This is a genomic window from Pseudomonas sp. Choline-02u-1, from assembly GCF_002836515.1.
In the GTDB taxonomy this organism is placed as follows: Bacteria; Pseudomonadota; Gammaproteobacteria; order Pseudomonadales; family Pseudomonadaceae; genus Aquipseudomonas.
In genome coordinates this window covers 68,069-88,483 of record NZ_PJBC01000065.1, presented here as the reverse complement: position 1 = coordinate 88,483, position 20,415 = coordinate 68,069, and the positions used below count along the sequence as shown (strand labels likewise).

The following is a 20,415-nucleotide window of genomic DNA, read 5'->3' as shown; positions in this document are numbered from 1 at the left end:
GGCTCGGGCGATGAGAGGGACGTTGGCCACTTGCAGCGCATGAGTCAAGCCGAACACGGTTTTCTGTAGGAGCTGCGGCGCGCTGCGATCTTTTGATCCTGTTTTTTACAATCAAAAGATCGCAGCGTGCCGCAGCTCCTACAGGGCTATGTCTCGTCTTCAAGAGCCTGGTTTCGGCGTACGAGCCAGGCAGTACACATCCACCCGCGCCGCACCTGCATTCATCAACAACCGCGCCAGCGCCCGGGCGGTCGCGCCGGTGGTCAGGACATCGTCAATCAGTGCGAAATGGCGACCGCTTACCTGCGCTTCAGGCGCCAGCGCGAAGGCATTGCGCAAATTGCGTTTGCGCGCCTTGGCATCCAGATCCTGCTGGGCGTCGGTGTCCATGATCCGCCGCAGAAGCTGTGCTTCACAGGGCAAATCCAGCGAAACACTCAACCAGCGTGCAAGCATTGCCGCCTGATTGAAGCCCCTCTGACGCAGACGTTTATTCGCCAGCGGCACCGGCAGCAGCACATCGGGTCTCGGCAAGTCCTCGTCAAATCGATGTTGCAGGTATTGGCCGAGAACGTCGGCGAGCAGGTGGCCAAACGGCCATTTCGCGTTGTGTTTAAAGCGCGTAATCAGACTGTCCACCGGGAAGCCATACACCCAGGGCGCGACGACCTGTTCGAAAGCCGGCGGCTCTAGCAGGCACTCGCCGCAGGTCAAGCCATGTCCAGTCAGTGGCAAAGCGCAGCTCCGGCAATGGCTGCCGAGCCAGGGCAGTTCAGTTTCGCAGGCCTCGCACATTGGCGTTTGTGCTTCTGCGGGCTCATCGCACAGCAAACAGATCTGTACGTTTTTTAAACAGATGTAAACCTGTCCTTGGTATTGCGGTTGACAGCGCATCGCTCTTCCTTAAATATGCCGAACATCCGTGTAGCGCCTGTGGGTATTCCGTTTCCCCGGCGCCAGCCAAGCATAACCAAGGAATTGCCCATGAGCGCGAGCACCACCGCCACCCTGCGTCACGATTGGTCTCTGGCCGAAGTCAAAGCACTCTTCGTACAGCCATTCAACGACCTGCTGTTCCAGGCGCAAACGGTGCACCGCGCACATTTCAACGCCAACCGCGTGCAGGTCTCGACGCTGCTGTCGATCAAGACCGGTGCCTGCCCGGAAGATTGCAAGTACTGCCCGCAGTCCGGGCACTACAACACCGGCCTGGAAAAAGAAAAACTGATGGAAGTGCAGAAGGTCCTCGAAGAAGCGGCCCGAGCGAAAGCCATTGGTTCGACGCGATTCTGCATGGGCGCGGCGTGGAAACATCCATCGGCCAAAGACATGCCGTATGTGTTGAAGATGGTTGAAGGGGTGAAAGCCCTGGGTCTGGAAACCTGCATGACACTTGGCCGTCTCGATCAGGAGCAGACCGAGGCGCTGGCCAAGGCCGGCCTCGACTACTACAACCACAACCTCGACACCTCGCCAGAGTTCTACGGCAGCATCATCACCACCCGCACTTACAGCGAGCGCCTGCAGACGCTGGCCTATGTGCGCGAGTCGGGGATGAAAATCTGCTCCGGCGGCATTCTCGGCATGGGCGAATCGCTGGACGATCGCGCCAACCTGCTGATCCAGTTGGCCAACCTGCCCGAGCATCCGGAATCAGTGCCGATCAACATGCTGGTGAAAGTCGCCGGCACGCCGCTGGAAAACGCCGAGGACATCGACCCGTTCGACTTCATCCGCATGCTCGCCGTGGCGCGCATCCTCATGCCGCAATCCCACGTGCGCCTGTCCGCTGGCCGCGAAGCGATGAACGAGCAGATGCAGGCTCTGGCATTTTTCGCTGGTGCCAACTCGATTTTCTACGGCGACAAATTGCTCACCACCGCCAACCCGCAGGCGGACAAGGACATGCAGTTGTTCGCTCGCCTCGGTATCCAGCCGGAGGCCCGTGAAGAGCATTCCGATGAGGTTCATCAGGCTGCGATCGAGCAGGCACTGGTGGAGCAGAAGAGCAGCGAGCAATTCTATAACGCAGCGGTTTAATCCTGCGCGAATGTATCTGAAGGAATGCAACACCTTGTGGGAGCGGGCTTGCTCGCGAAAGCGTCAGGCCAGTCAACATACCGTTGAATGTTAGACCGCATTCGCGAGCAAGCCCGCTCCCACAGAGGATCTGTGTCATTTGAAAAATCGAGGCCTGCATGTCTTTCGATCTCGCCGCACGCCTTGCCGCCCGCCGTGCCGAAAACCTCTACCGGCAGCGCCCGCTGCTCGAATCACCGCAAGGGCCAGAAGTGGTGGTCGACGGCCAACCGCTGCTCGCGTTCTGCAACAACGACTATCTGGGTCTGGCCAATCATCCGCAGGTGATTGAAGCCTGGCGTGCCGGCGCTGAGCGCTGGGGCGTTGGTGGCGGCGCCTCGCACCTGGTCATCGGCCACAGCAGCCCGCATCACGCGCTGGAAGAAGCGCTCGCCGATCTGACCGGACGGCCACGTGCGCTGCTGTTCACCACCGGCTACATGGCCAACCTCGGCGCGGTCACCGCGCTGGTCGGACAGGGCGATACGGTGCTGGAAGACCGGCTCAATCACGCCTCTTTACTGGACGCCGGTCTGTTGTCCGGCGCGCGTTTCAACCGCTATTTGCACAACGACGCCGAGAGTCTGAGCAAACGCCTGGAAAAAGCCACCGGCAACACGCTGGTGGTTACCGATGGCGTATTCAGCATGGACGGTGATGTTGCCGACCTGCCTGCACTGGCCCGCGAGGCCAGAGCCAAAGGCGCGTGGCTGATGGTTGACGATGCGCATGGCTTCGGCCCACTGGGCGCCAACGGTGGCGGCATCGTCGAGCATTTCGGCCTGAGTCAGGACGATGTGCCCGTGCTGGTCGGCACCCTCGGGAAAGCTTTCGGCACCGCCGGGGCCTTTGTCGCCGGCAGCGAAGAGTTGATCGAAAGCCTGATCCAGTTCGCCCGCCCATACATCTACACCACCAGCCAGCCGCCAGCCCTGGCCTGCGCGACGCTGAAAAGCCTCGAGCTGCTGCGCAGTGAACACTGGCGCCGGGAACACTTGCAGACGCTGATTCGCCGGTTCCGCCAAGGCGCCGGGCAGATCGGGCTGGAGCTGATGGACAGCTTCACGCCGATCCAGCCGATCATGATCGGCGATGCCGGGCGCGCTGTGCGGCTGTCGCAAATGCTGCGTGAGCGCGGGCTGATGGTCACTGCGATTCGCCCGCCCACTGTGCCGGTCGGCAGTGCGCGATTACGCGTGACGCTGACCGCCGCCCACAGCGAGGCGCAGGTGCAACAGTTGCTGGAAGGGTTGGCAGATTGTTTCGCTCGACTGTCGTTGGAGCCAAGCCATGCGTGATCGTCTGATTTTGCTGCCCGGCTGGGGCCTTGGCGTGTCACCGCTGGAACCGCTGGCGGCGGCTTTGCGTGGCCTCGACGAATATTTGCAGGTCGAGATCGAACCGCTGCCGGAGCTGGATTGCGCTGACCTCCAAGCATGGCTCGATGAACTCGATGCGCGCATTGCGCAAGAAGTCTGGCTCGGTGGCTGGTCGCTGGGCGGCATGCTCGCCTCTGAGTTGGCGGCAAGGCGCGGCGAGGCGTGCTGCGGTGTGCTGACGCTGGCGAGCAACCCTGCGTTTGTTGCGCATCAACAGTGGCCGAGCGCGATGCCCAGCGAGACTTTCGATGCGTTTCTTGCCGGTTGCCAAGCCGATCCGCGTACCACGCTCAAGCGCTTCGCTCTGCTATGTGCGCAAGGTTCGCCAGACCCGCGTGGCTTGTCGCGCTTGCTGCTCAGTGGCGCGCCCGCCACCGCCCCGACTGCCCTGATGGCGGGTCTGGAGCTGCTCTCGCAGCTGGATACACGCCAGGCGTTGCAGGCGTTTCGCGGCCCGCAGCTTCATCTGTTTGGCGGGCAGGACGCGCTGGTTCCGGCGCAAGCGGCCGGCGCACTGTTCGCGCTGTTGCCGGATATCGAAATTGGCCTGATCGAACAGGCCAGCCATGCTTTTCTGCTGGAAGATCCGCACGGAGTCGCGGGTGCGATCCAGGCGTTTCTACATGAGTGCGCTGATGACTGATCTGTCCTTTGTGCTGCCCGGGGGCTTGCCCGACAAGCGCCAGGTAGCCGCGTCTTTTTCCCGCGCAGCGGCCAGTTACGACAGCGTCGCCGAGTTTCAGCGGGAAGTCGGCACGCAGTTGCTTGAACGGTTGCCGGCGAGTTCCATGCCGTCGCGCTGGCTCGATCTTGGTTGCGGAACCGGCTATTTCACCCGGGCGCTGGCCGCACGTTTTACCCAGAGTAGCGGTGTTGCGCTGGACATTGCCGAGGGCATGCTCAATCACGCTCGGCCGTTGGGCGGCGCTGAGCATTTCATTGCCGGCGATGCCGAAAGGCTGCCGTTGCAGGATGCGAGCCTAGAGCTGATTTTCTCCAGTCTCGCGTTGCAGTGGTGCGCCGACTTCGATGCGGTGCTGAGCGAAGCCTTCCGCGTGTTGAAGCCAGGCGGGATATTTGCGTTTGCTAGTCTGTGTACAGGGACGCTGTTCGAGTTGCGTGAGAGTTGGCAGCAGGTCGACGGGCTGGTGCACGTCAATCGCTTCCGTGAATTCGTCCGCTATGAGCAGTTATGTGCTGGCAGAGGCATGCGCATCTTGGCTCTGGAGAATCAGCCGCACGTGTTGCATTACCCGGATGTGCGCAGCCTGACTCATGAGCTGAAGGCGTTGGGCGCGCACAATCTGAATCCCGGCCGGCCGGGCGGTTTGACCGGACGCGCGCGGATTCTCGGGCTGATCGATGCTTATGAGCGGTTCCGTCAGCCTGCGGGGCTGCCGGCAACGTATCAGGTGGTGTACGCCGTATTGGAGAAACCCCTATGAGCGCAGCTTATTTCATTACCGGTACCGACACCGATGTCGGCAAGACTACCGTCGCTGCCGGGTTGCTCCACGCGGCGCGGTCGGCAGGCTTGAGCACGGCGGCGGGCAAGCCGGTGGCTTCCGGGTGCGACGTCACGCCCAAAGGCTTGCGCAATTGCGACGCTTTGGCGCTGCTGGCCGAATGTTCGCTGCCGCTGACTTATCAACAGGTCAACCCGGTGGCATTCGAGCCCGCGATTGCTCCGCATCTGGCGGCGCGCGAAGCTGGTGTGGCGCTGACCGTGCAGTCGTTGCTGGTGCCGATGCGCGGGATTCTGGCGATGAACGCCGATTTCACCCTGATTGAAGGCGCGGGCGGCTGGCGGGTGCCGTTAGCGGATCAGGACAATCTGTCGGACCTGGCGATCGCACTGAAGCTGCCGGTGATTCTGGTGGTGGGTGTGAGGCTGGGCTGTATCAGTCATGCCTTGCTGACTGCCGAAGCGATTGCCCGAGATGGCCTGCAGTTGGCGGGTTGGGTGGCCAACATCATTGATCCAAAGACTTCACGACTGGAGGAAAACCTTGCGACACTGGCCGAGCGTATCCCCGCGCCGTGCCTGGGCCGAGTGCCGAAACTCAAGGCGTTGAGCGCCGAAGCGGTGGCCGAGCATTTGCAACTGGATTTGCTCGATTAAGTTTCTCGCTATGAACAGGCACTGTGCCATTAGTGTTTTTGACGGGTGTTTTGCTGGCGCGTCTGCTTCAATGGCGAGCATTGATCCTTTGCAGGGATGAGAGTGACTATGGAAATCTCCGGCAATACAGCTTTTTATGCGGGGCTGAGCTCGATTCAGTCCGGGCAGAACCGCGTCGATCAGGCCGCCAGCCAGATCGCCAACAACACCATCGAACGCTCGGTGACCAGCCAGTCGTCCGAAGTGCAGGTCAATCGCCTGCGCGGTGTGGATCGCGCGCAGGAATCGGATCTGACCAGCAATATCGTCGAACTGTCGCAGGGCAAAATCCAGGCAGAGCTGGGTGTGAAGGTGGCCAAGGCGTCCGACGAAGTGCTTGGGACGATTATCGACACCTTCGCCTGATTGGATTTTTTGTAAACATCGAAACGCCGCGCATGTCGCGGCGTTTTTCGTTTAAGTCTTTCTTGCTCAACCAATCTTTTTCAGAAAGCTCGTGGCCTGCGCGCAGTCACGACGATTTATCGTGTCCGCAATTTGATTAAGCCGATGACGAACGGCAAAAGAACGGCGCTTGACAAGATTTCGGCGTAAACGTATGTTTCAAACAACTGTTTGACCGTCATAACAACTCAACACGGTCGTTCATTCCCGGTTACATCAGCAGAGGTTTATCGCTATGCCTGACTACAAGGCCCCCTTGCGTGATATTCGCTTCGTTCGTGACGAGCTGCTCGGCTACGAAGCGCACTATCAGAGCCTGCCAGCGTGCGCAGATGCCACGCCGGACATGGTTGACGCCATCCTCGAGGAAGGCGCCAAGTTTTGTGAGCAGGTACTGGCGCCGCTGAACCGCGTGGGCGATCTGGAAGGTTGCACCTGGAGCGAGTCTGGCGTGAAAACCCCGACTGGCTTCAAAGAGGCATACAAGCAATTCGTCGAAGGCGGCTGGCCAAGCCTGGCTCACGACGTTGAGCACGGCGGCCAAGGCCTGCCGGAGTCGTTGGGTCTGGCAGTCAGCGAAATGGTTGGCGAAGCCAACTGGTCGTGGGGCATGTACCCAGGCCTGTCGCACGGTGCGATGAACACCATCTCCGAGCACGGCACCCCTGAGCAGCAGGAAGCCTATCTGACCAAACTGGTCTCCGGCGAATGGACCGGCACCATGTGCCTGACCGAACCGCACTGCGGCACCGACCTGGGCATGCTGCGCACCAAGGCCGAGCCTCAGGCCGACGGTTCCTACAAAGTGTCCGGCACCAAGATCTTCATCTCGGCCGGTGAACACGACATGGCCGACAACATCGTCCACATCGTACTGGCCCGCCTGCCGGACGCACCGGCTGGCACCAAAGGCATCTCGTTGTTCATCGTGCCGAAATTCCTGCCAAACGCCGATGGCACCCTTGGTGCGCGCAACGCCGTGAGCTGCGGTTCGCTGGAACACAAGATGGGCATCCACGGCAACGCCACCTGCGTGATGAACTTCGACGGCGCCACCGGTTACCTGATCGGCCCGGCGAACAAAGGCCTGAACTGCATGTTCACCTTTATGAACACCGCTCGTCTCGGTACCGCACTGCAAGGTCTGGCTCACGCTGAAATCGGCTTCCAGGGCGGCCTGAAGTACGCTCGCGATCGCCTGCAAATGCGCTCGCTGACTGGCCCGAAAGCGCCGGACAAAGCCGCTGACCCGATCATCGTTCACCCAGACGTGCGCCGCATGCTGTTGACCATGAAGGCGTTCGCCGAAGGCAACCGCGCGATGGTCTACTTCACCGCCAAACAAGTCGACATCGTCAAATACGGCGTCGATGAAGAAGAGAAGAAGAAGGCCGATGCACTGCTGGCGTTCATGACTCCGATCGCCAAAGCGTTCATGACCGAAGTCGGTTTCGAAGCCGCCAACCACGGCGTGCAGATCTACGGCGGCCACGGCTTCATCGCCGAGTGGGGCATGGAGCAGAACGTTCGCGACAGCCGCATTTCGATGCTGTACGAAGGCACCACCGGTATTCAGGCCCTCGACTTGCTCGGCCGTAAAGTGCTGATGACTCAAGGCGAAGCTCTGAAGGGCTTCACCAAGATCGTCCACAAGTTCTGCCAGACCAACGAAGGCAACGAAGCCGTTCAGGAATTCGTCGCACCGCTGGCTGCACTGAATAAAGAGTGGGGCGAGCTGACCATGAAGGTCGGTATGGCGGCCATGAAGGATCGCGAAGAAGTTGGCGCTGCCTCCGTGGACTACCTGATGTACTCCGGTTATGCCTGCCTGGCCTACTTCTGGGCTGACATGGCACGTCTGGCTGCGGAAAAACTGGCTGCCGGCACCAGCGACGAGGCGTTCTACACCGCCAAGCTGCAAACCGCGCGCTTCTACTTCCAGCGCATCCTGCCACGTACTCGCACACACGTGGCCACTATGCTGTCGGGCGCTGGCAACCTGATGGACATGAAAGAAGAAGACTTCGCACTGGGCTACTAACCCTTAGCGCAGTCTGACGAAACCGCTGCTCCCGTTCGGGAGCAGCGGTTTTTTTGTTTGCGGATCGCTCAGATAGTCGGGCTTTCGGCCGTTACAGAGAACGTGTGTGATCTGGATCACATTGTGTGGGCTTGGTCGCACTTTGCAGGCACAATGCCATCTCTTTGCTATGACGGGTCGGAGCTTACCCTTGCCGCGTTCTTCCGCTGTACGTTTCAGTCATTTCCTGCCTTCACTGCTGTTATTGCTTGCGGGGCTGGCGGCTGCGTATGTCAAAGATCTCAGCGTGTTTTTCACGTCCCTGTTCAACGTCTTGCCGACCCTGGTTCTGCTGCTCGGCGGGGCGTATTGCGCGGTGTACCGACGTCAGCGCGAACTGTTTCTGATGCTCACGGTGTACATCGCCTATTTCCTGCTCGATACCCAGACCGACTTTTACCGTGACAACGGCAAGGTTCGCGAAGACGCTGCGGTGGTGTTCCATCTGGTTTGCCTGCTGCTACCGTTGTTATTCGGGCTGTTCGCCGCATGGCAGGAACGCACCCATCTGTTTCAGGACATGGTCGCCCGGTTCGCCGTATTGCTGGCATTCGGCAGCGTGGCGCTGGGGCTGGAGCAAAGTTATCCGCAGGCGCTGCTGTTGTGGCTGTCGGAAATCCGCTGGCCGGCGCTGCACGGCGCATGGATGAGCCTGATACAGTTGTCCTACCCGGTGTTCATTTCGGCCTTCCTTTTACTGGCCTGGCAATACTGGCGTAACCCGCGCCCATTACACGCGGCGCAACTGGTCGGCTTGCTCGGTGTGTTCTGGATGTTGCCGAAAACCTTCATTCTGCCGTTCACCCTCAACATCATGTGCAGCCAGGTGATGCTGATGATCGCAGCCGCAGTTGCGCATGAAGCCTATCAAATGGCCTTTCGCGACGAACTCACCGGCCTGCCCGGTCGTCGCGCGCTCAACGAACGGATGCAACGCCTGGGGCGCAACTATGTGCTGGCGATGAGTGACGTCGATCACTTCAAGAAATTCAACGACACCCACGGCCACGATGTCGGTGATCAGGTCCTGCGCCTGGTCGCCAGCAAACTGTCGAAAATCAGCGGTGGCGGTAGGGCGTATCGCTACGGCGGTGAGGAATTTGCCTTGGTGTTTGCAGGCAAAACCCTTGAGGAATGCATGCCGCACCTGGAAGTAATCCGTGAGTCGATTGCGTCCTACAGCATTCAGTTGCGCAACCAGGAAAACCGCCCGCAGGATGATCAGCAAGGTCGCCAGCGCCGTAGCGGTTCCGGCGCGTCGGCGGTGTCAGTGACGGTGAGTATCGGTGTCGCCGAACGCGTCGAACAGCGTACTCCGGAAGAAGTGCTCAAGTCCGCCGACCAGGCGTTGTACAGCGCCAAGGGTGCCGGGCGTAACTGCGTCATGGCATTCGGGCAGAACCGTCGCGGCGCGGTGCGCATGGATACCGCTGCGGGTTGAGTGATGATGGCGCATTCAGCGCCCGCACAATGATTGTCGGGCGGGATGGCCGCCAGTAGGTTGCTGAAATCTGCTGACGGAGAAGCCACCATGCCCGAGTACAAAGCTCCCCTGCGCGACATGCGCTTTCTGATTGATCACGTCTTCGACTTCCACACCAGTTACGCCAGTCTCGGCGCGCATGACGCCAGCCCGGACATGATCAACGCGATCCTCGAAGAGGGCGCAAAGTTCTGCGAGAACGTTCTGGCACCGCTCAATCGCAGCGGCGACGAAGAGGGCTGCCATTTCGACAATGGTGTGGTGACAACGCCTACAGGCTTCAAGCAGGCTTTCGCACAATACGTCGAGGGCGGCTGGCACGGGTTGGCGGCCGATCCAGCTTACGGTGGCCAAGGGCTGCCGAGTTCGCTGGGGCTGGTGATCAGCGAGATGGTCGGCTCCAGTAACACGTCCTGGGGCATGTACCCGGGCCTGACCCACGGCGCGATGTCGGCGATCCACGCCCACGGCACCGCCGAACAGAAAGACACCTACCTGAGCAAACTCACCGCTGGCCAGTGGACCGGTACCATGTGCCTGACCGAAGCCCACTGCGGTACCGATCTGGGGATCATCAAGACCCGCGCGGTGCCTCGGGCCGACGGCAGCTACGCGATCACCGGCAGCAAGATTTTCATTTCCGCCGGCGAGCATGACCTGAGCGACAACATCATCCATCTGGTACTGGCCAAGTTGCCGGACGCACCGGCTGGAACCAAGGGCATTTCCCTGTTTATCGTGCCGAAATTTCTTCCCGATACAGCAGGCGAAGCGGGAGAGCGCAATGGCGTTTCCTGCGGCTCGATCGAGCACAAGATGGGCATCAAGGCTTCAGCCACCTGCGTGCTGAACTTCGATGCCGCCACCGGTTACCTGATCGGCGAGCCGAACAAGGGCCTCAACTGCATGTTCACCATGATGAACCACGCGCGGCTCGGCACCGGCATGCAGGGGCTGTGTCTGGGCGAGGCGAGTTTTCAGGGGGCGATCAAGTACGCCAACGACCGCCTGCAGATGCGCGCGCTGACAGGTGCCAAAGCGCCGGAAAAACCTGCCGACCCGATCATCGTCCACCCGGACGTGCGACGCATGCTGCTGACCATGAAAGCCTTCAATGAAGGCAATCGCGCGCTGACCTATTTCACCGCGCAGATGCTTGATGTCGCGCACCTGAACAGCGATGCCCAGGCGCGTCAGGAAGCCGAAGACCTGTTGGCATTCCTTACGCCGATCTGCAAGGCGTTCATGACCGACACCGGGCTGGAAGTGACCAACCACGGGATGCAGGTGTTCGGCGGCCATGGCTTCATCCGTGAGTGGGGCATGGAGCAACTGGTGCGCGACTGCCGGATTGCGCCGATTTACGAGGGCACCAACGGCATTCAGGCGCTCGACCTGCTCGGGCGCAAGGTGCTGGGCAGTCAGGGCAAGCTGCTGCGCGGCTTCACCAAAATCGTCCACAAATTCTGCGCAGCGCACGCCGGACACGCGCAGTTGGGCAACTTCGTCGAGCAACTCAACGGGCTCAATCAACAGTGGGGCGATCTGACCATGAAGGTCGGCATGGCCGCGATGAAGAATCCGGACGAAGTCGGCGCGGCGTCTGTCGATTACCTGATGTACAGCGGTTACATCATCCTTGGCTACCTGTGGCTGCGCATGGCGTTGGTTGCTCAGGCACAACTGGACGCAGGCGAGGGCGAGGCTGATTTCCTGAAGGGCAAATTGGCAACGTGCGAGTTTTACTTCAAGCGCTTGTTGCCGCGCACAGCTGCGCATCGGGCGGCGATCGAAGCGGGGAGTGATTGTTTGATGAATCTGTCGGCGCAGGCGTTTGCTTTGTAGGGCAGATAGAAAGATCACTACGATATTTTTCCAGTGACCAAAAATAACAAACCAGTCACCGGTTGACCCTATGTGTCGCAAAAGTTGTTGAGGTACACTCGGGCTCAGAAAATATCATTCCACGAACCACCTGTTTAGATCTTGCGAGGTTTGCCATGGCTGACTACAAAGCGCCGCTGCGCGATATGCGCTTCGTCCTCAATGAAGTGTTCGAGGTCGCCAAACTCTGGGCCGAGCTGCCTGCGCTGGCCGAGACCGTCGACGCCGAAACCGTTGAAGCGATTCTCGAAGAGGCCGGCAAGGTCACCAGCAAAAGTATCGCGCCACTGAGCCGTGCCGCTGACGAGGAAGGTTGTCATTGGGCGGACGGTGCCGTCACTACTCCGGCGGGTTTCCCACAGGCTTATCAGACTTATGCCGAAGGCGGCTGGGTCGGCGTTGGCGGCGATCCGGCCTATGGCGGCATGGGCATGCCCAAAGCCGTGTCGGCGCAAGTCGAAGAAATGGTCAACTCCGCCAGCCTGGCTTTCGGTCTGTACCCGATGCTGACTGCCGGCGCCTGCCTGTCGATCAACGCTCACGCTAGCGAAGAATTGAAAGCTGCGTACCTGCCGAACATGTACGCCGGGATCTGGGCCGGTTCCATGTGTCTGACCGAGCCGCACGCCGGGACCGACCTGGGGATCATTCGGACCAAAGCCGAACCTCAGGCTGACGGCTCCTACAAGATCAGCGGCACCAAGATTTTCATTACTGGTGGTGAGCACGACCTCACCGAAAACATCATTCACCTGGTGCTGGCCAAGCTGCCGGATGCTCCAGCAGGTCCGAAAGGCATTTCGCTGTTCCTGGTGCCGAAGTTCATGGTCAATGCGGACGGCAGCCTCGGCGCACGCAACCCGGCCAACTGCGGTTCGATCGAACACAAAATGGGCATCCAGGCCTCGGCAACCTGCGTGATGAACTTCGACGAAGCGGTCGGCTATCTGGTTGGCGAGCCGAACAAAGGCCTGGCCGCGATGTTCACCATGATGAACTACGAGCGTCTGGGCGTCGGAATTCAGGGCCTGGCCACGGGCGAGCGCTCCTATCAGAACGCTGTTGAATACGCGCGCGATCGCCTGCAGAGCCGTTCGCCAACCGGCGCGCAGAACAAGGACAAAGTCGCTGATCCGATCATCGTTCACCCGGACGTGCGACGCATGTTGCTGACCATGAAAGCCTCGAACGAAGGCGGCCGGGCATTTTCCACTTACGTCGCGATGCAATTGGACACCGCCAAGTTCAGCGAAGATGCGACCACCCGCAAGCGCGCGGAAGACCTGGTGGCGTTGCTGACGCCGGTGGCGAAAGCCTTTCTCACCGATCTGGGGCTGGAAACCACTGTCCACGGGCAGCAAGTCTTCGGCGGCCACGGCTACATCCGCGAATGGGGCCAGGAGCAACTGGTGCGCGATGTACGCATCACGCAGATCTACGAGGGCACCAACGGCATTCAGGCGCTGGATCTGGTCGGGCGCAAGATCGTCGGCAGCGGCGGCGCGTTTTACCAGCTATTCGCTGACGAGATCCGTCATTTCACCGCAACCGCCAGCGCCGACCTGGGCGAGTTCACCAAGCCGTTGAACGATGCCGTCGACACTCTCGACGAACTGACTGCGTGGTTGCTGGATCGGGCGAAAAACAATCCGAACGAAATCGGCGCAGCCTCGGTCGAATATTTGCAAGCATTCGGTTACACCGCTTACGCCTACATGTGGGCGTTGATGGCCAAAGCCTCGCTCGGCAAGGAAGCCCAAGACGACTTCTATGCGAGCAAGCTGGGTACCGCACGCTTCTATTTCGCCCGTCTGCTGCCGCGCATCCACTCGTTGAGCGCGTCGGTAAAGGCCGGCAGTGAGTCGCTGTTTCTGCTGGATGCAGCGCAGTTCTGATCCTGTGCTCGTCCTGTAAGCATTCGCTTACATGACGCGCTGCTGTTCTCCCATATGCATATATTGGATCCACGGCTAATCTACGTTTCATGGACGTCGCGCAGGAAGCGCAAAGTAAACAACACGGACACGTAGGATTCTGCCAGGGTGGCGGAGTGAAATGGATGTCAGGGAAACAGTCTGCAAAGCCCCGCTTCGGCGGGGTTTTCTTTTGCCTGAAGAAAAATATCAGGCGATAGGATCGAGCGGTGCCTTTGCTTCGCGGTCGATCACCTCCTCAAGCAATGTCTGCAGCAGTGCCAACGAGGCCTGCTGGCGTTGCACATCGCGGCACACCAGGCCGACTTTAAGTGGCACGCGAGGCTCGCTGAGCGGTTTCCACAGCAAATCAACATCGTCGTATTCCTTTTGCGAACGTCCCGGTAGCACCGTCGCCAGCCTGGTGTGCGGCAGGCTGTCGAGAATCCCCAGCATATTGTTCAGCTCGGCCTGCACCTGCGGACGGCGCCCGAGGCTGGTCAGTTGCGCCTGCCAGATCTGCCGAATCTGGAATTCCTCACCGAGCAACAGCATCGGCAGTTCGGCAGCCTGGCGCATCGAGACTTTCTTGAACTCGCGCAACGGATGATCCGCCGGAATGACCAGCGTCAGTTCGTCTTCATACAGCAACACGCCGTGCAGCCCGGGTTGGCGCGGCGGCAGATAACTGATGCCAATGTCCAGCGAACCGTTGAGCAGGCGCCGTTCGATTTCCAGCCCGGTCAGCTCGTAGATCTGCACCACCAGATGCGGCTGCGCCCTGCGCACACGCTCGAGCATTTGCGGCACGAGGCTGGTGTGTACCGTTTGCAGCACGCCGATCGCCAGGGTCCGCAACGCCTGCCCCTTGAAATTGCCCAACGCCTCGCGCGCCCGCTGCAAGCCATCGAGCAGCGGTAATGCGTGGTTATACAAGGTGTGCGCAGCCAGGGTCGGCAGCAGACGCTTGCTGCTGCGTTCGAACAGCGTCACGTCGAGGTTTTGCTCCAGCTGACGGATCTGTTGCGACAGCGCTGGTTGCGAGATCGACAGGCGTTCCGCCGCCCGGCCGACGTGTCCTTCTTCGTAGACCGCGACGAAATAACGCAGTTGTTTGAAATCCATAAGTAGTGCTTATCGAAATGGCTGGGAAATCGAAATGGCCTGATGCCGTTTGCGCGCCTAGTCTAAACGCATTCACAAGGCTTACAGGGCCAGAAAACGTGATGAATTCCATTTGCTTCGTTAGTACTTACATAGGCAGTTCAAAAAACCTCAAGCGAGGTTTTTTCGCATGAATTTGTTCAGTTTGCGGCGCCAGACGCCGAGTCTGGACGACCTCACCTTCGAGGCGGGGCCATCCGCTATGACCGACCACCTCAATGCCCAACGCCTGATGCCCAGTGTTGAACGACCGCATCAAGTGTTCGTTCGGGGCCAGGGTTCCTGGCTGTGGGACAGCAATGATCGCGCCTACCTGGACTTTTCCCAGGCTGGCGGCGCCAACAGCCTTGGCCACAGCCCCACGGCGTTGGTCAAAGCCATCGCCAATCAGGCCCAGGCGCTGATCAACCCGGGCTTCAATCTGCATAATCGCGGCATGCTCAGCCTCGCCGAGCGTCTCTGCGCCAGCACCTCCAGCGATCAGGCGTACCTGCTCAACAGTGGCAGCGAGGCTTGTGACGCGGCAATCAAACTGGCGCGCAAATGGGGCCAACTGCATCGCAGCGGGGCTTCGCGGATCATCGTGGCGCAGCAGGGTTGCCATGGCCGCAGTCTGTCGACGATTGATCGGGTGCCATTCAACGACTTGCCGGCGCTGCATGCGGCGGTCGACGCGCAAACCGTAGCAGTCATGCTTGAACCGATCCAGAGCGATACCGGAGTTATCCCCGCGACCGAGCACTACCTCAAAGGCGTCGAGCGGCTGTGCCGCGAGTTGGGCATTCTGCTCATTCTCGACGAAGTGCAGACCGGCATCGGCCGCTGCGGCACCTTGCTCGCCGAACAGTCCTACGGCATTCGCGCCGATATCGTTGTGCTCGGCAAAGGACTCGGCGGCGGCTTGCCGCTGGCGGCGTTGCTGGCGCGGGGCAAGGCCTGCTGTTTTGCCGTTGGGGAGCTGGGCGGCATCCATCACGGCAACGCACTGATGACTGCGGCCGGTCTGGTGGTACTCGACAGCGTGCACGACCGAAGCTTCCTCCAGCAGGTCAAGGACAATGGCCAGCATCTGCGCGAAGGCCTTGCACGACTGGCGCACCGCTATGGCCATGGTGAGTTGCGCGGCCAAGGCCTGTTCTATGGGTTGACGCTATCGGCAGATTGCGCCGATGCCGTCGTGCACGCCGCACTGCACGAGGGCCTGATATTGAACGCCGCGCAACCCGACTGCCTGCGCTTCACCCCGGCGCTCACGGTCAGCAATGCCAACATCGACGAAATGCTCCTGCGTCTGGGCCGTGCCTTCTCACGAGTGCACACCGCCCAATTGCAATGCCGCAAGGGTATCGCCGTCTGAGCTGAGGTTCCCCCAACCGATTTCCCGAACCGTCTCGCGGTATAACGCACGCCCCACGCCTGATTCTTTTGGCGTGGGGCGTTTTTTTTGTGGTGCTGGCGATCAAATAGCAAGCGTAATGAACCCTGACGAACGGCGCAGGTCGATTAGCTTGTATGGCTCAAGTGAGCCAACCCCCACTCAGGAGCTGCCCCATGGATTTCATTCGTATCATCATCGCTATTCTGTTGCCGCCACTGGGCGTGTTTCTGCAGGTCGGGTTTGGCGGGGCGTTCTGGCTGAACATTCTGCTGACGCTGTGCGGTTACATTCCGGGGATCGTGCATGCGGTGTATATCATCGCCAAGCGCTGAGTCCGGTAGCGTCTATCAGACAGCTTTCGCGAGCAGGCGCGCTCCCACAGGGAATTAGTGATTGAAGCGGATCCAATGAGGGAGCGAGCCTGCTCGCGAACGGGGCGATACGGTTTTCAGTCAGTCAGCTCCATCACCCGCCGATAAAACATCCATTCCTGTTCCAGCGCATGCGCCTGGTTGGCCGCGCGGCGAAAGCCGTGGCGTTCGTCGGGGTAGTAATGCGCCTCGACCGGGATGCCGTTGTGCTCCAGCGCCGCGACCATGGCGCGGGTCTGTTGCGGCACGACCACCGCGTCCAGTTCACCCTGAAAGAAAATCACCGGGACGCGGATGTTATCTGCGTGCAGCAGCGGAGTGCGGGCGGCATAGCGTTCGGCATCCAGATCGGGGTCGCCGATCAGCCAGTCCAGGTAATCACCCTCGAACTTGTGCGTAGCCCGGGCCAAAGCGACCGGATCGCTGACACCGTAGAGGCTGGCGCCTGCGCGGAAAACCTGTCTGAACGCCAGTGCGCACAGCGTTGTGTAGCCGCCCGCACTGCCACCACGAATGAACGCACGGTCGCCGTCGATCATCTCCCTGCCGGCAAGGTAATCGACCACGGCGCAGGCATCCTCGACATCCACCTCGCCCCAGCGCAGATGCAGCGCTTGCCGATATTCGCGGCCATAACCGCTACTGCCGCGATAGTTGAGGTCGGCCACCGCAAAACCCCGCTGCGTCCAGTACTGGATGCGCGGGTCGAGCATCGGATAGCACGCCGACGTCGGGCCACCATGGATAAACACCAGCAATGGCGGTTTCGCTTCACCGTTCATGGCCGGGTAGAAGAAACCGTGCGCCTCGCCGGATCCGCTGGGATAGCGCAAGGTCTGCGGGCGGCTGATATGTTCGGCGGGCAACGGAGCCACGCCGCCGGCCAATACCTTCACTGCGTGAGACACGCGATCAATGGCAATGACTGCCGACGGACTGACCGGCGATGCGGCGATGCAATAGATGAATTGTTGATCCATTGCCAAGTGACGGAAGCGGCTGTAGTCGCCGCTGAAGTCTTCACTGCCAAGGGCCAGGCGACCGAAACCACCCTCGCTCCAGCTGGCTAAATATTGATCGCCGACAGGCAACCACGTGCAGCCACCAAGCTGCCACGGCGCGGGCGCATGATCCGCCTCGGCACAGGCCAGCGCTTGCAGACCATCAGACGTTTCGACCCACGGCTGCCAGTAGCCGCCACGATCCGTCAGGCAGTAGAGTCGTCCGTCGGTGCCGAAGCGCGGCTGCTGAATCGACTCCTCCATCTGCTCGCCGGCTATACAACGGGGCGCAGAAAAATCATCTTCCGCGAGCATCAAACGCGTCGATGTCCACGGTTGATGCGGGCGGCTCCACTCGATCCACGCCAACCGCTGGCCGTCGGGGCTGAGCGTTGGCGACGCATAAAAGTCGGCGCCTTCTGCCAACACCTGTCGCGTGCCGTCCGCCGGATCGATCGCCACCAGCCGATGCTGATCCTGCTGTTCCTCAACCGCCAACACCCGGCCAGCAGCAAACTGCAGATCACCATAGCGACAGTCAGTCGACGTCAGCGCGGCCGGCTCGCCATCCAGCGCCTGCCGATACATCTGCTGATCCGCTTCATTGACGAAAACCACGCCGTCGGGCGTCAGACAAAACGCGCCACCGCCATATTCGTACACGCGGCTACGTACGCTGTAGCCATCCGGTGTCAGACGTTTCGCCACGCCATCGCGCCAATGCCAGATCCGGCACGCGGCGTCCTCGGGGCGATATTCATTCCAGAACAAGCCGTGGGCGCCGAGCTGCAGTTCGGCGAAGTCGGTGCCGGCGGCGACGGCTTGGGCGGCGCTGAAAGGCTCAGCCCTTGGCGATGAGGCGTGAGTTTCGTTCATTGCGAAAGGCCAATTGTTCGATGGATTGAGTGGCGGTCTCGGCTTCTTCGCGGGCCTTGAGGATCACGCCGTGGTGTTCGGACTTGCTGCACACCGGGTCGGCATTACTGGCATCGCCGGTGAGCATGAACGCTTGGCAGCGACAGCCGCCGAAGTCTTTTTCTTTCTCGTCGCAAGAGCGGCAGGGCTCCGGCATCCAGTCGTAACCGCGAAAGCGATTGAAGCCGAACGAGTCATACCAGATGTGCTGCATGCTGTGATCGCGCACGTTGGGAAACTGCACTGGCATCTGGCGAGCGCCATGGCAGGGCAGGGCCGTGCCGTCCGGGGTGACGGTCAGAAAGATGCTGCCCCAGCCGTTCATGCAGGCTTTCGGGCGTTCTTCGTAGTAGTCGGGGGTGACGAAAATCAGCTTGCACGGATGCCCTTCGGCTTCCAGTTTGGCCCGGTATTCGTTAGTGATGCGTTCGGCGCGTACCAGTTGCTCCCTGGTCGGCAACAGGCCGACACGGTTGAGCTGCGCCCAACCGTAGAACTGGCAAGTGGCGAGTTCGACGAAATCGGCCTCCAGCGCAATGCACAGCTCGATGATGCGGTCGATCTTGTCGATGTTGTGCCGATGGGTGACGAAGTTCAGCACCATCGGGTAGCCGTGGGCCTTCACCGCCCGGGCCATTTCCAGCTTTTGCGCGAAGGCCTTTTTCGAGCCGGCGAGCAAATTGTTCACTTGCTCGTCACTGGCCTGGAAGCTGATCTGGATATGATCGAGCCCGGCCTTTTTGAAGTCGCTGATTTTCTGCTCGGTCAGGCCAATGCCGGAGGTGATCAGGTTGGTGTAGAAACCCAATTGCCGCGCTTCGTGAATCAGTTCGGCAAGATCCTGGCGCACCAATGGTTCGCCACCGGAAAAGCCCAGCTGCGCCGCGCCCATTTCCCGCGCTTCGCGGAAAACCTTGATCCACTGTTCCGTCGTCAGTTCTTTGCCCTGCTCGGCGAAATCCAGCGGATTGGAGCAATACGGGCATTGCAGCGGGCAGCGGTAGGTCAGCTCGGCGAGCAGCCACAGCGGCAGGCCGACTTGCGGTTTTGCCGGTAGATCAGGCAAGGGTGAGCCAGTGTTGCTCACGGGCAACCTCCATGAATTGCTCGATGTCGTCACCGAGCTCGGGCACGCCTGGGAACTGCTCGTCGAGTTTGGCAATGATCGCCGCGACATCGCGCTCACCGTCAATCAAGCCGCCGATCAGCGCGGCCGTCTCGTTGAGCTTGATCATGCCTTCCGGGTACAGCAACACGTGGCCTTTCTGCGCTGGCTCGTACTGGAAGCGGTAGCCGGGACGCCAGCTCGGGACTTTGCTGCGGTCGAAACTCATAAGCTGATTCCTTTATGCCAGACCCTTTGATCGGTGACGCTGTGATACGGCGCACGGTTCAGTTCGTAGGCCATGCTCATGGCATCGAGCATGCTCCAAAGAATGTCCAGTTTGAACTGGAGAATTTCCAGCATGCGCTCCTGACCTTCGCGAGTCTTGTAGTGCTCAAGGGTGATCGCCAGCCCATGCTCGACATCACGCCGCGCCTGACCGAGTCGGGTGCGGAAATATTCGTAACCGGCCGGGTCGATCCACGGGTAATGCTGCGGCCAGCTGTCCAGGCGCGACTGATGGATCTGAGGCGCGAACAGTTCGGTCAGCGAGCTGCTGGCCGCCTCCTGCCAACTGGCGCGACGGGCAAAGTTGACGTAGGCATCGACGGCGAAACGCACGCCGGGCAGCACCAGCTCCTGGGAGCGCAATTGATCCGGGTCGAGGCCGACCGCCTGGCCGAGACGCAGCCAGGCTTCGATACCGCCATCTTCACCGGGCGCGCCGTCGTGGTCGAGCAGACGCTGAATCCACTCGCGACGGATCTCTCTATCCGGGCAGTTGGCGAGGATCGCCGCGTCTTTCAGGGGAATGTTCACCTGATAGTAGAAGCGGTTGGCGACCCAGCCCTGAATCTGTTCGCGGGTCGCGCGGCCTTCGTACATCGCCACATGATAGGGGTGGTAGATGTGGTAGTAGGCGCCTTTGGCGCGCAGGGCCGCTTCGAATTCGGCGGGGGACAGCGGGGTGTCGATCATTGCGGTTCTCCGGGGAACAACCGTTGAAATCCTGGGTGTCTGTTCGGACGCCTTCGCGAGCAAGCCCGCTCCCACATTGGATCTGTGGCGTACACAAAACTCCTGTGGGAGCAGGCTTG

General features: G+C 60.5%; 18 protein-coding genes. 12 read left to right on the top strand and 6 right to left on the bottom strand.

Annotated elements, in window-relative coordinates:
* Window positions 1–159: 159 nt before the first annotated feature.
* Window positions 160–894: a ComF family protein gene (locus CXF97_RS21910; protein ID WP_101160955.1), complete on the bottom strand. Its 735-nt coding sequence runs from the start codon at window positions 892–894 to the stop codon at window positions 160–162.
* A gap of 90 nt (window positions 895–984) precedes the next feature.
* Between CXF97_RS21910 and bioB the strand changes: the two genes are divergently transcribed.
* The 10 genes from bioB (at window position 985) to CXF97_RS21860 (ending at window position 13,366) form a co-directional block, all read left to right on the top strand.
* Entirely contained in the window at window positions 985–2,040 is a 1,056-nt protein-coding gene (gene bioB / locus CXF97_RS21905) for a biotin synthase BioB (protein ID WP_016772860.1), read from the top strand.
* Between the two features lie 158 nt (window positions 2,041–2,198).
* Complete coding sequence (bioF, locus tag CXF97_RS21900) at window positions 2,199–3,377, top strand: 8-amino-7-oxononanoate synthase (RefSeq protein ID WP_101160952.1); 1,179 nt, start codon at window positions 2,199–2,201, stop codon at window positions 3,375–3,377.
* Complete coding sequence (locus CXF97_RS21895; protein ID WP_101160949.1) at window positions 3,370–4,101, top strand: alpha/beta fold hydrolase; 732 nt, start codon at window positions 3,370–3,372, stop codon at window positions 4,099–4,101. Before bioF ends, CXF97_RS21895 begins: the two co-directional genes overlap by 8 nt.
* Window positions 4,094–4,903, top strand: a complete 810-nt coding sequence (gene bioC / locus CXF97_RS21890; RefSeq protein WP_101161782.1) for a malonyl-ACP O-methyltransferase BioC — start codon at window positions 4,094–4,096, stop codon at window positions 4,901–4,903. The genes CXF97_RS21895 and bioC overlap by 8 nt, the downstream gene beginning before the upstream one ends.
* Window positions 4,900–5,580 carry a dethiobiotin synthase gene (gene bioD, locus CXF97_RS21885; protein ID WP_101160946.1) on the top strand — a complete coding sequence of 227 codons (681 nt, stop codon included), beginning with the start codon at window positions 4,900–4,902 and terminating at the stop codon, window positions 5,578–5,580. The genes bioC and bioD overlap by 4 nt, the downstream gene beginning before the upstream one ends.
* Window positions 5,581–5,688: 108 nt before the next feature.
* Window positions 5,689–5,985: a pyrroloquinoline quinone biosynthesis protein PqqE gene (locus CXF97_RS21880; protein ID WP_071173831.1), complete on the top strand. Its 297-nt coding sequence runs from the start codon at window positions 5,689–5,691 to the stop codon at window positions 5,983–5,985.
* A gap of 274 nt (window positions 5,986–6,259) precedes the next feature.
* Window positions 6,260–8,065, top strand: coding sequence for a phenylacyl-CoA dehydrogenase (locus CXF97_RS21875; RefSeq protein ID WP_101160943.1), 1,806 nt, complete (start codon window positions 6,260–6,262; stop codon window positions 8,063–8,065).
* A 190-nt stretch (window positions 8,066–8,255) separates the two neighbouring features.
* Window positions 8,256–9,545: a GGDEF domain-containing protein gene (locus CXF97_RS21870; protein WP_041476719.1), complete on the top strand. Its 1,290-nt coding sequence runs from the start codon at window positions 8,256–8,258 to the stop codon at window positions 9,543–9,545.
* Between the two features lie 90 nt (window positions 9,546–9,635).
* Complete coding sequence (locus CXF97_RS21865) at window positions 9,636–11,432, top strand: acyl-CoA dehydrogenase C-terminal domain-containing protein (protein ID WP_101160941.1); 1,797 nt, start codon at window positions 9,636–9,638, stop codon at window positions 11,430–11,432.
* Between the two features lie 155 nt (window positions 11,433–11,587).
* The gene (locus CXF97_RS21860) at window positions 11,588–13,366 is read left to right on the top strand and encodes an acyl-CoA dehydrogenase C-terminal domain-containing protein (RefSeq protein WP_101160938.1); all 1,779 of its coding nucleotides are present in this window, start codon (window positions 11,588–11,590) and stop codon (window positions 13,364–13,366) included.
* Between the two features lie 228 nt (window positions 13,367–13,594).
* On the opposite strand, the gene CXF97_RS21855 is transcribed toward CXF97_RS21860, so the two are convergent.
* A complete protein-coding gene (locus CXF97_RS21855; protein ID WP_101160935.1) occupies window positions 13,595–14,509 on the bottom strand; it encodes a LysR family transcriptional regulator in 915 nt (304 codons plus the stop codon).
* Window positions 14,510–14,678: 169 nt separating this feature from the next.
* Between CXF97_RS21855 and CXF97_RS21850 the strand changes: the two genes are divergently transcribed.
* Window positions 14,679–15,905 carry an aspartate aminotransferase family protein gene (locus tag CXF97_RS21850; protein WP_101160933.1) on the top strand — a complete coding sequence of 409 codons (1,227 nt, stop codon included), beginning with the start codon at window positions 14,679–14,681 and terminating at the stop codon, window positions 15,903–15,905.
* Between the two features lie 194 nt (window positions 15,906–16,099).
* Window positions 16,100–16,258, top strand: a complete 159-nt coding sequence (locus CXF97_RS21845) for a YqaE/Pmp3 family membrane protein (RefSeq protein ID WP_003228885.1) — start codon at window positions 16,100–16,102, stop codon at window positions 16,256–16,258.
* 116 nt (window positions 16,259–16,374) lie between these two features.
* On the opposite strand, the gene CXF97_RS21840 is transcribed toward CXF97_RS21845, so the two are convergent.
* Genes CXF97_RS21840 through pqqC form a run of 4 tightly spaced genes read right to left on the bottom strand, consistent with a single transcriptional unit; the run spans window position 16,375 to window position 20,296 of the window.
* Window positions 16,375–18,174, bottom strand: coding sequence for a S9 family peptidase (locus CXF97_RS21840; protein ID WP_101160930.1), 1,800 nt, complete (start codon window positions 18,172–18,174; stop codon window positions 16,375–16,377).
* Window positions 18,140–19,279 carry a pyrroloquinoline quinone biosynthesis protein PqqE gene (gene pqqE / locus CXF97_RS21835; protein WP_178081227.1) on the bottom strand — a complete coding sequence of 380 codons (1,140 nt, stop codon included), beginning with the start codon at window positions 19,277–19,279 and terminating at the stop codon, window positions 18,140–18,142. The genes CXF97_RS21840 and pqqE overlap by 35 nt, the downstream gene beginning before the upstream one ends.
* On the bottom strand, window positions 19,272–19,547 hold the full coding sequence (gene pqqD / locus CXF97_RS21830) for a pyrroloquinoline quinone biosynthesis peptide chaperone PqqD (RefSeq protein ID WP_101160925.1): 276 nt from the start codon (window positions 19,545–19,547) through the stop codon (window positions 19,272–19,274). The genes pqqE and pqqD overlap by 8 nt, the downstream gene beginning before the upstream one ends.
* The gene (pqqC, locus tag CXF97_RS21825; protein ID WP_101160923.1) at window positions 19,544–20,296 is read right to left on the bottom strand and encodes a pyrroloquinoline-quinone synthase PqqC; all 753 of its coding nucleotides are present in this window, start codon (window positions 20,294–20,296) and stop codon (window positions 19,544–19,546) included. The genes pqqD and pqqC overlap by 4 nt, the downstream gene beginning before the upstream one ends.
* Window positions 20,297–20,415 lie beyond the last annotated feature (119 nt).

Coding starts and splice junctions, on each gene's coding strand:
- bioC (WP_101161782.1), top strand. CDS start 4,094: ATGACTGATCTGTCCTTTGTGCTGCCCGGGGGCTTGCCCGACAAGCGC.
- CXF97_RS21895 (WP_101160949.1), top strand. CDS start 3,370: ATGCGTGATCGTCTGATTTTGCTGCCCGGCTGGGGCCTTGGCGTGTCA.
- pqqC (WP_101160923.1), bottom strand. CDS start 20,296: ATGATCGACACCCCGCTGTCCCCCGCCGAATTCGAAGCGGCCCTGCGC.
- CXF97_RS21850 (WP_101160933.1), top strand. CDS start 14,679: ATGAATTTGTTCAGTTTGCGGCGCCAGACGCCGAGTCTGGACGACCTC.
- CXF97_RS21910 (WP_101160955.1), bottom strand. CDS start 894: ATGCGCTGTCAACCGCAATACCAAGGACAGGTTTACATCTGTTTAAAA.
- CXF97_RS21860 (WP_101160938.1), top strand. CDS start 11,588: ATGGCTGACTACAAAGCGCCGCTGCGCGATATGCGCTTCGTCCTCAAT.
- CXF97_RS21840 (WP_101160930.1), bottom strand. CDS start 18,174: ATGAACGAAACTCACGCCTCATCGCCAAGGGCTGAGCCTTTCAGCGCC.
- CXF97_RS21855 (WP_101160935.1), bottom strand. CDS start 14,509: ATGGATTTCAAACAACTGCGTTATTTCGTCGCGGTCTACGAAGAAGGA.
- bioD (WP_101160946.1), top strand. CDS start 4,900: ATGAGCGCAGCTTATTTCATTACCGGTACCGACACCGATGTCGGCAAG.
- bioF (WP_101160952.1), top strand. CDS start 2,199: ATGTCTTTCGATCTCGCCGCACGCCTTGCCGCCCGCCGTGCCGAAAAC.
- CXF97_RS21875 (WP_101160943.1), top strand. CDS start 6,260: ATGCCTGACTACAAGGCCCCCTTGCGTGATATTCGCTTCGTTCGTGAC.
- CXF97_RS21880 (WP_071173831.1), top strand. CDS start 5,689: ATGGAAATCTCCGGCAATACAGCTTTTTATGCGGGGCTGAGCTCGATT.
- bioB (WP_016772860.1), top strand. CDS start 985: ATGAGCGCGAGCACCACCGCCACCCTGCGTCACGATTGGTCTCTGGCC.
- CXF97_RS21865 (WP_101160941.1), top strand. CDS start 9,636: ATGCCCGAGTACAAAGCTCCCCTGCGCGACATGCGCTTTCTGATTGAT.
- pqqD (WP_101160925.1), bottom strand. CDS start 19,547: ATGAGTTTCGACCGCAGCAAAGTCCCGAGCTGGCGTCCCGGCTACCGC.
- CXF97_RS21845 (WP_003228885.1), top strand. CDS start 16,100: ATGGATTTCATTCGTATCATCATCGCTATTCTGTTGCCGCCACTGGGC.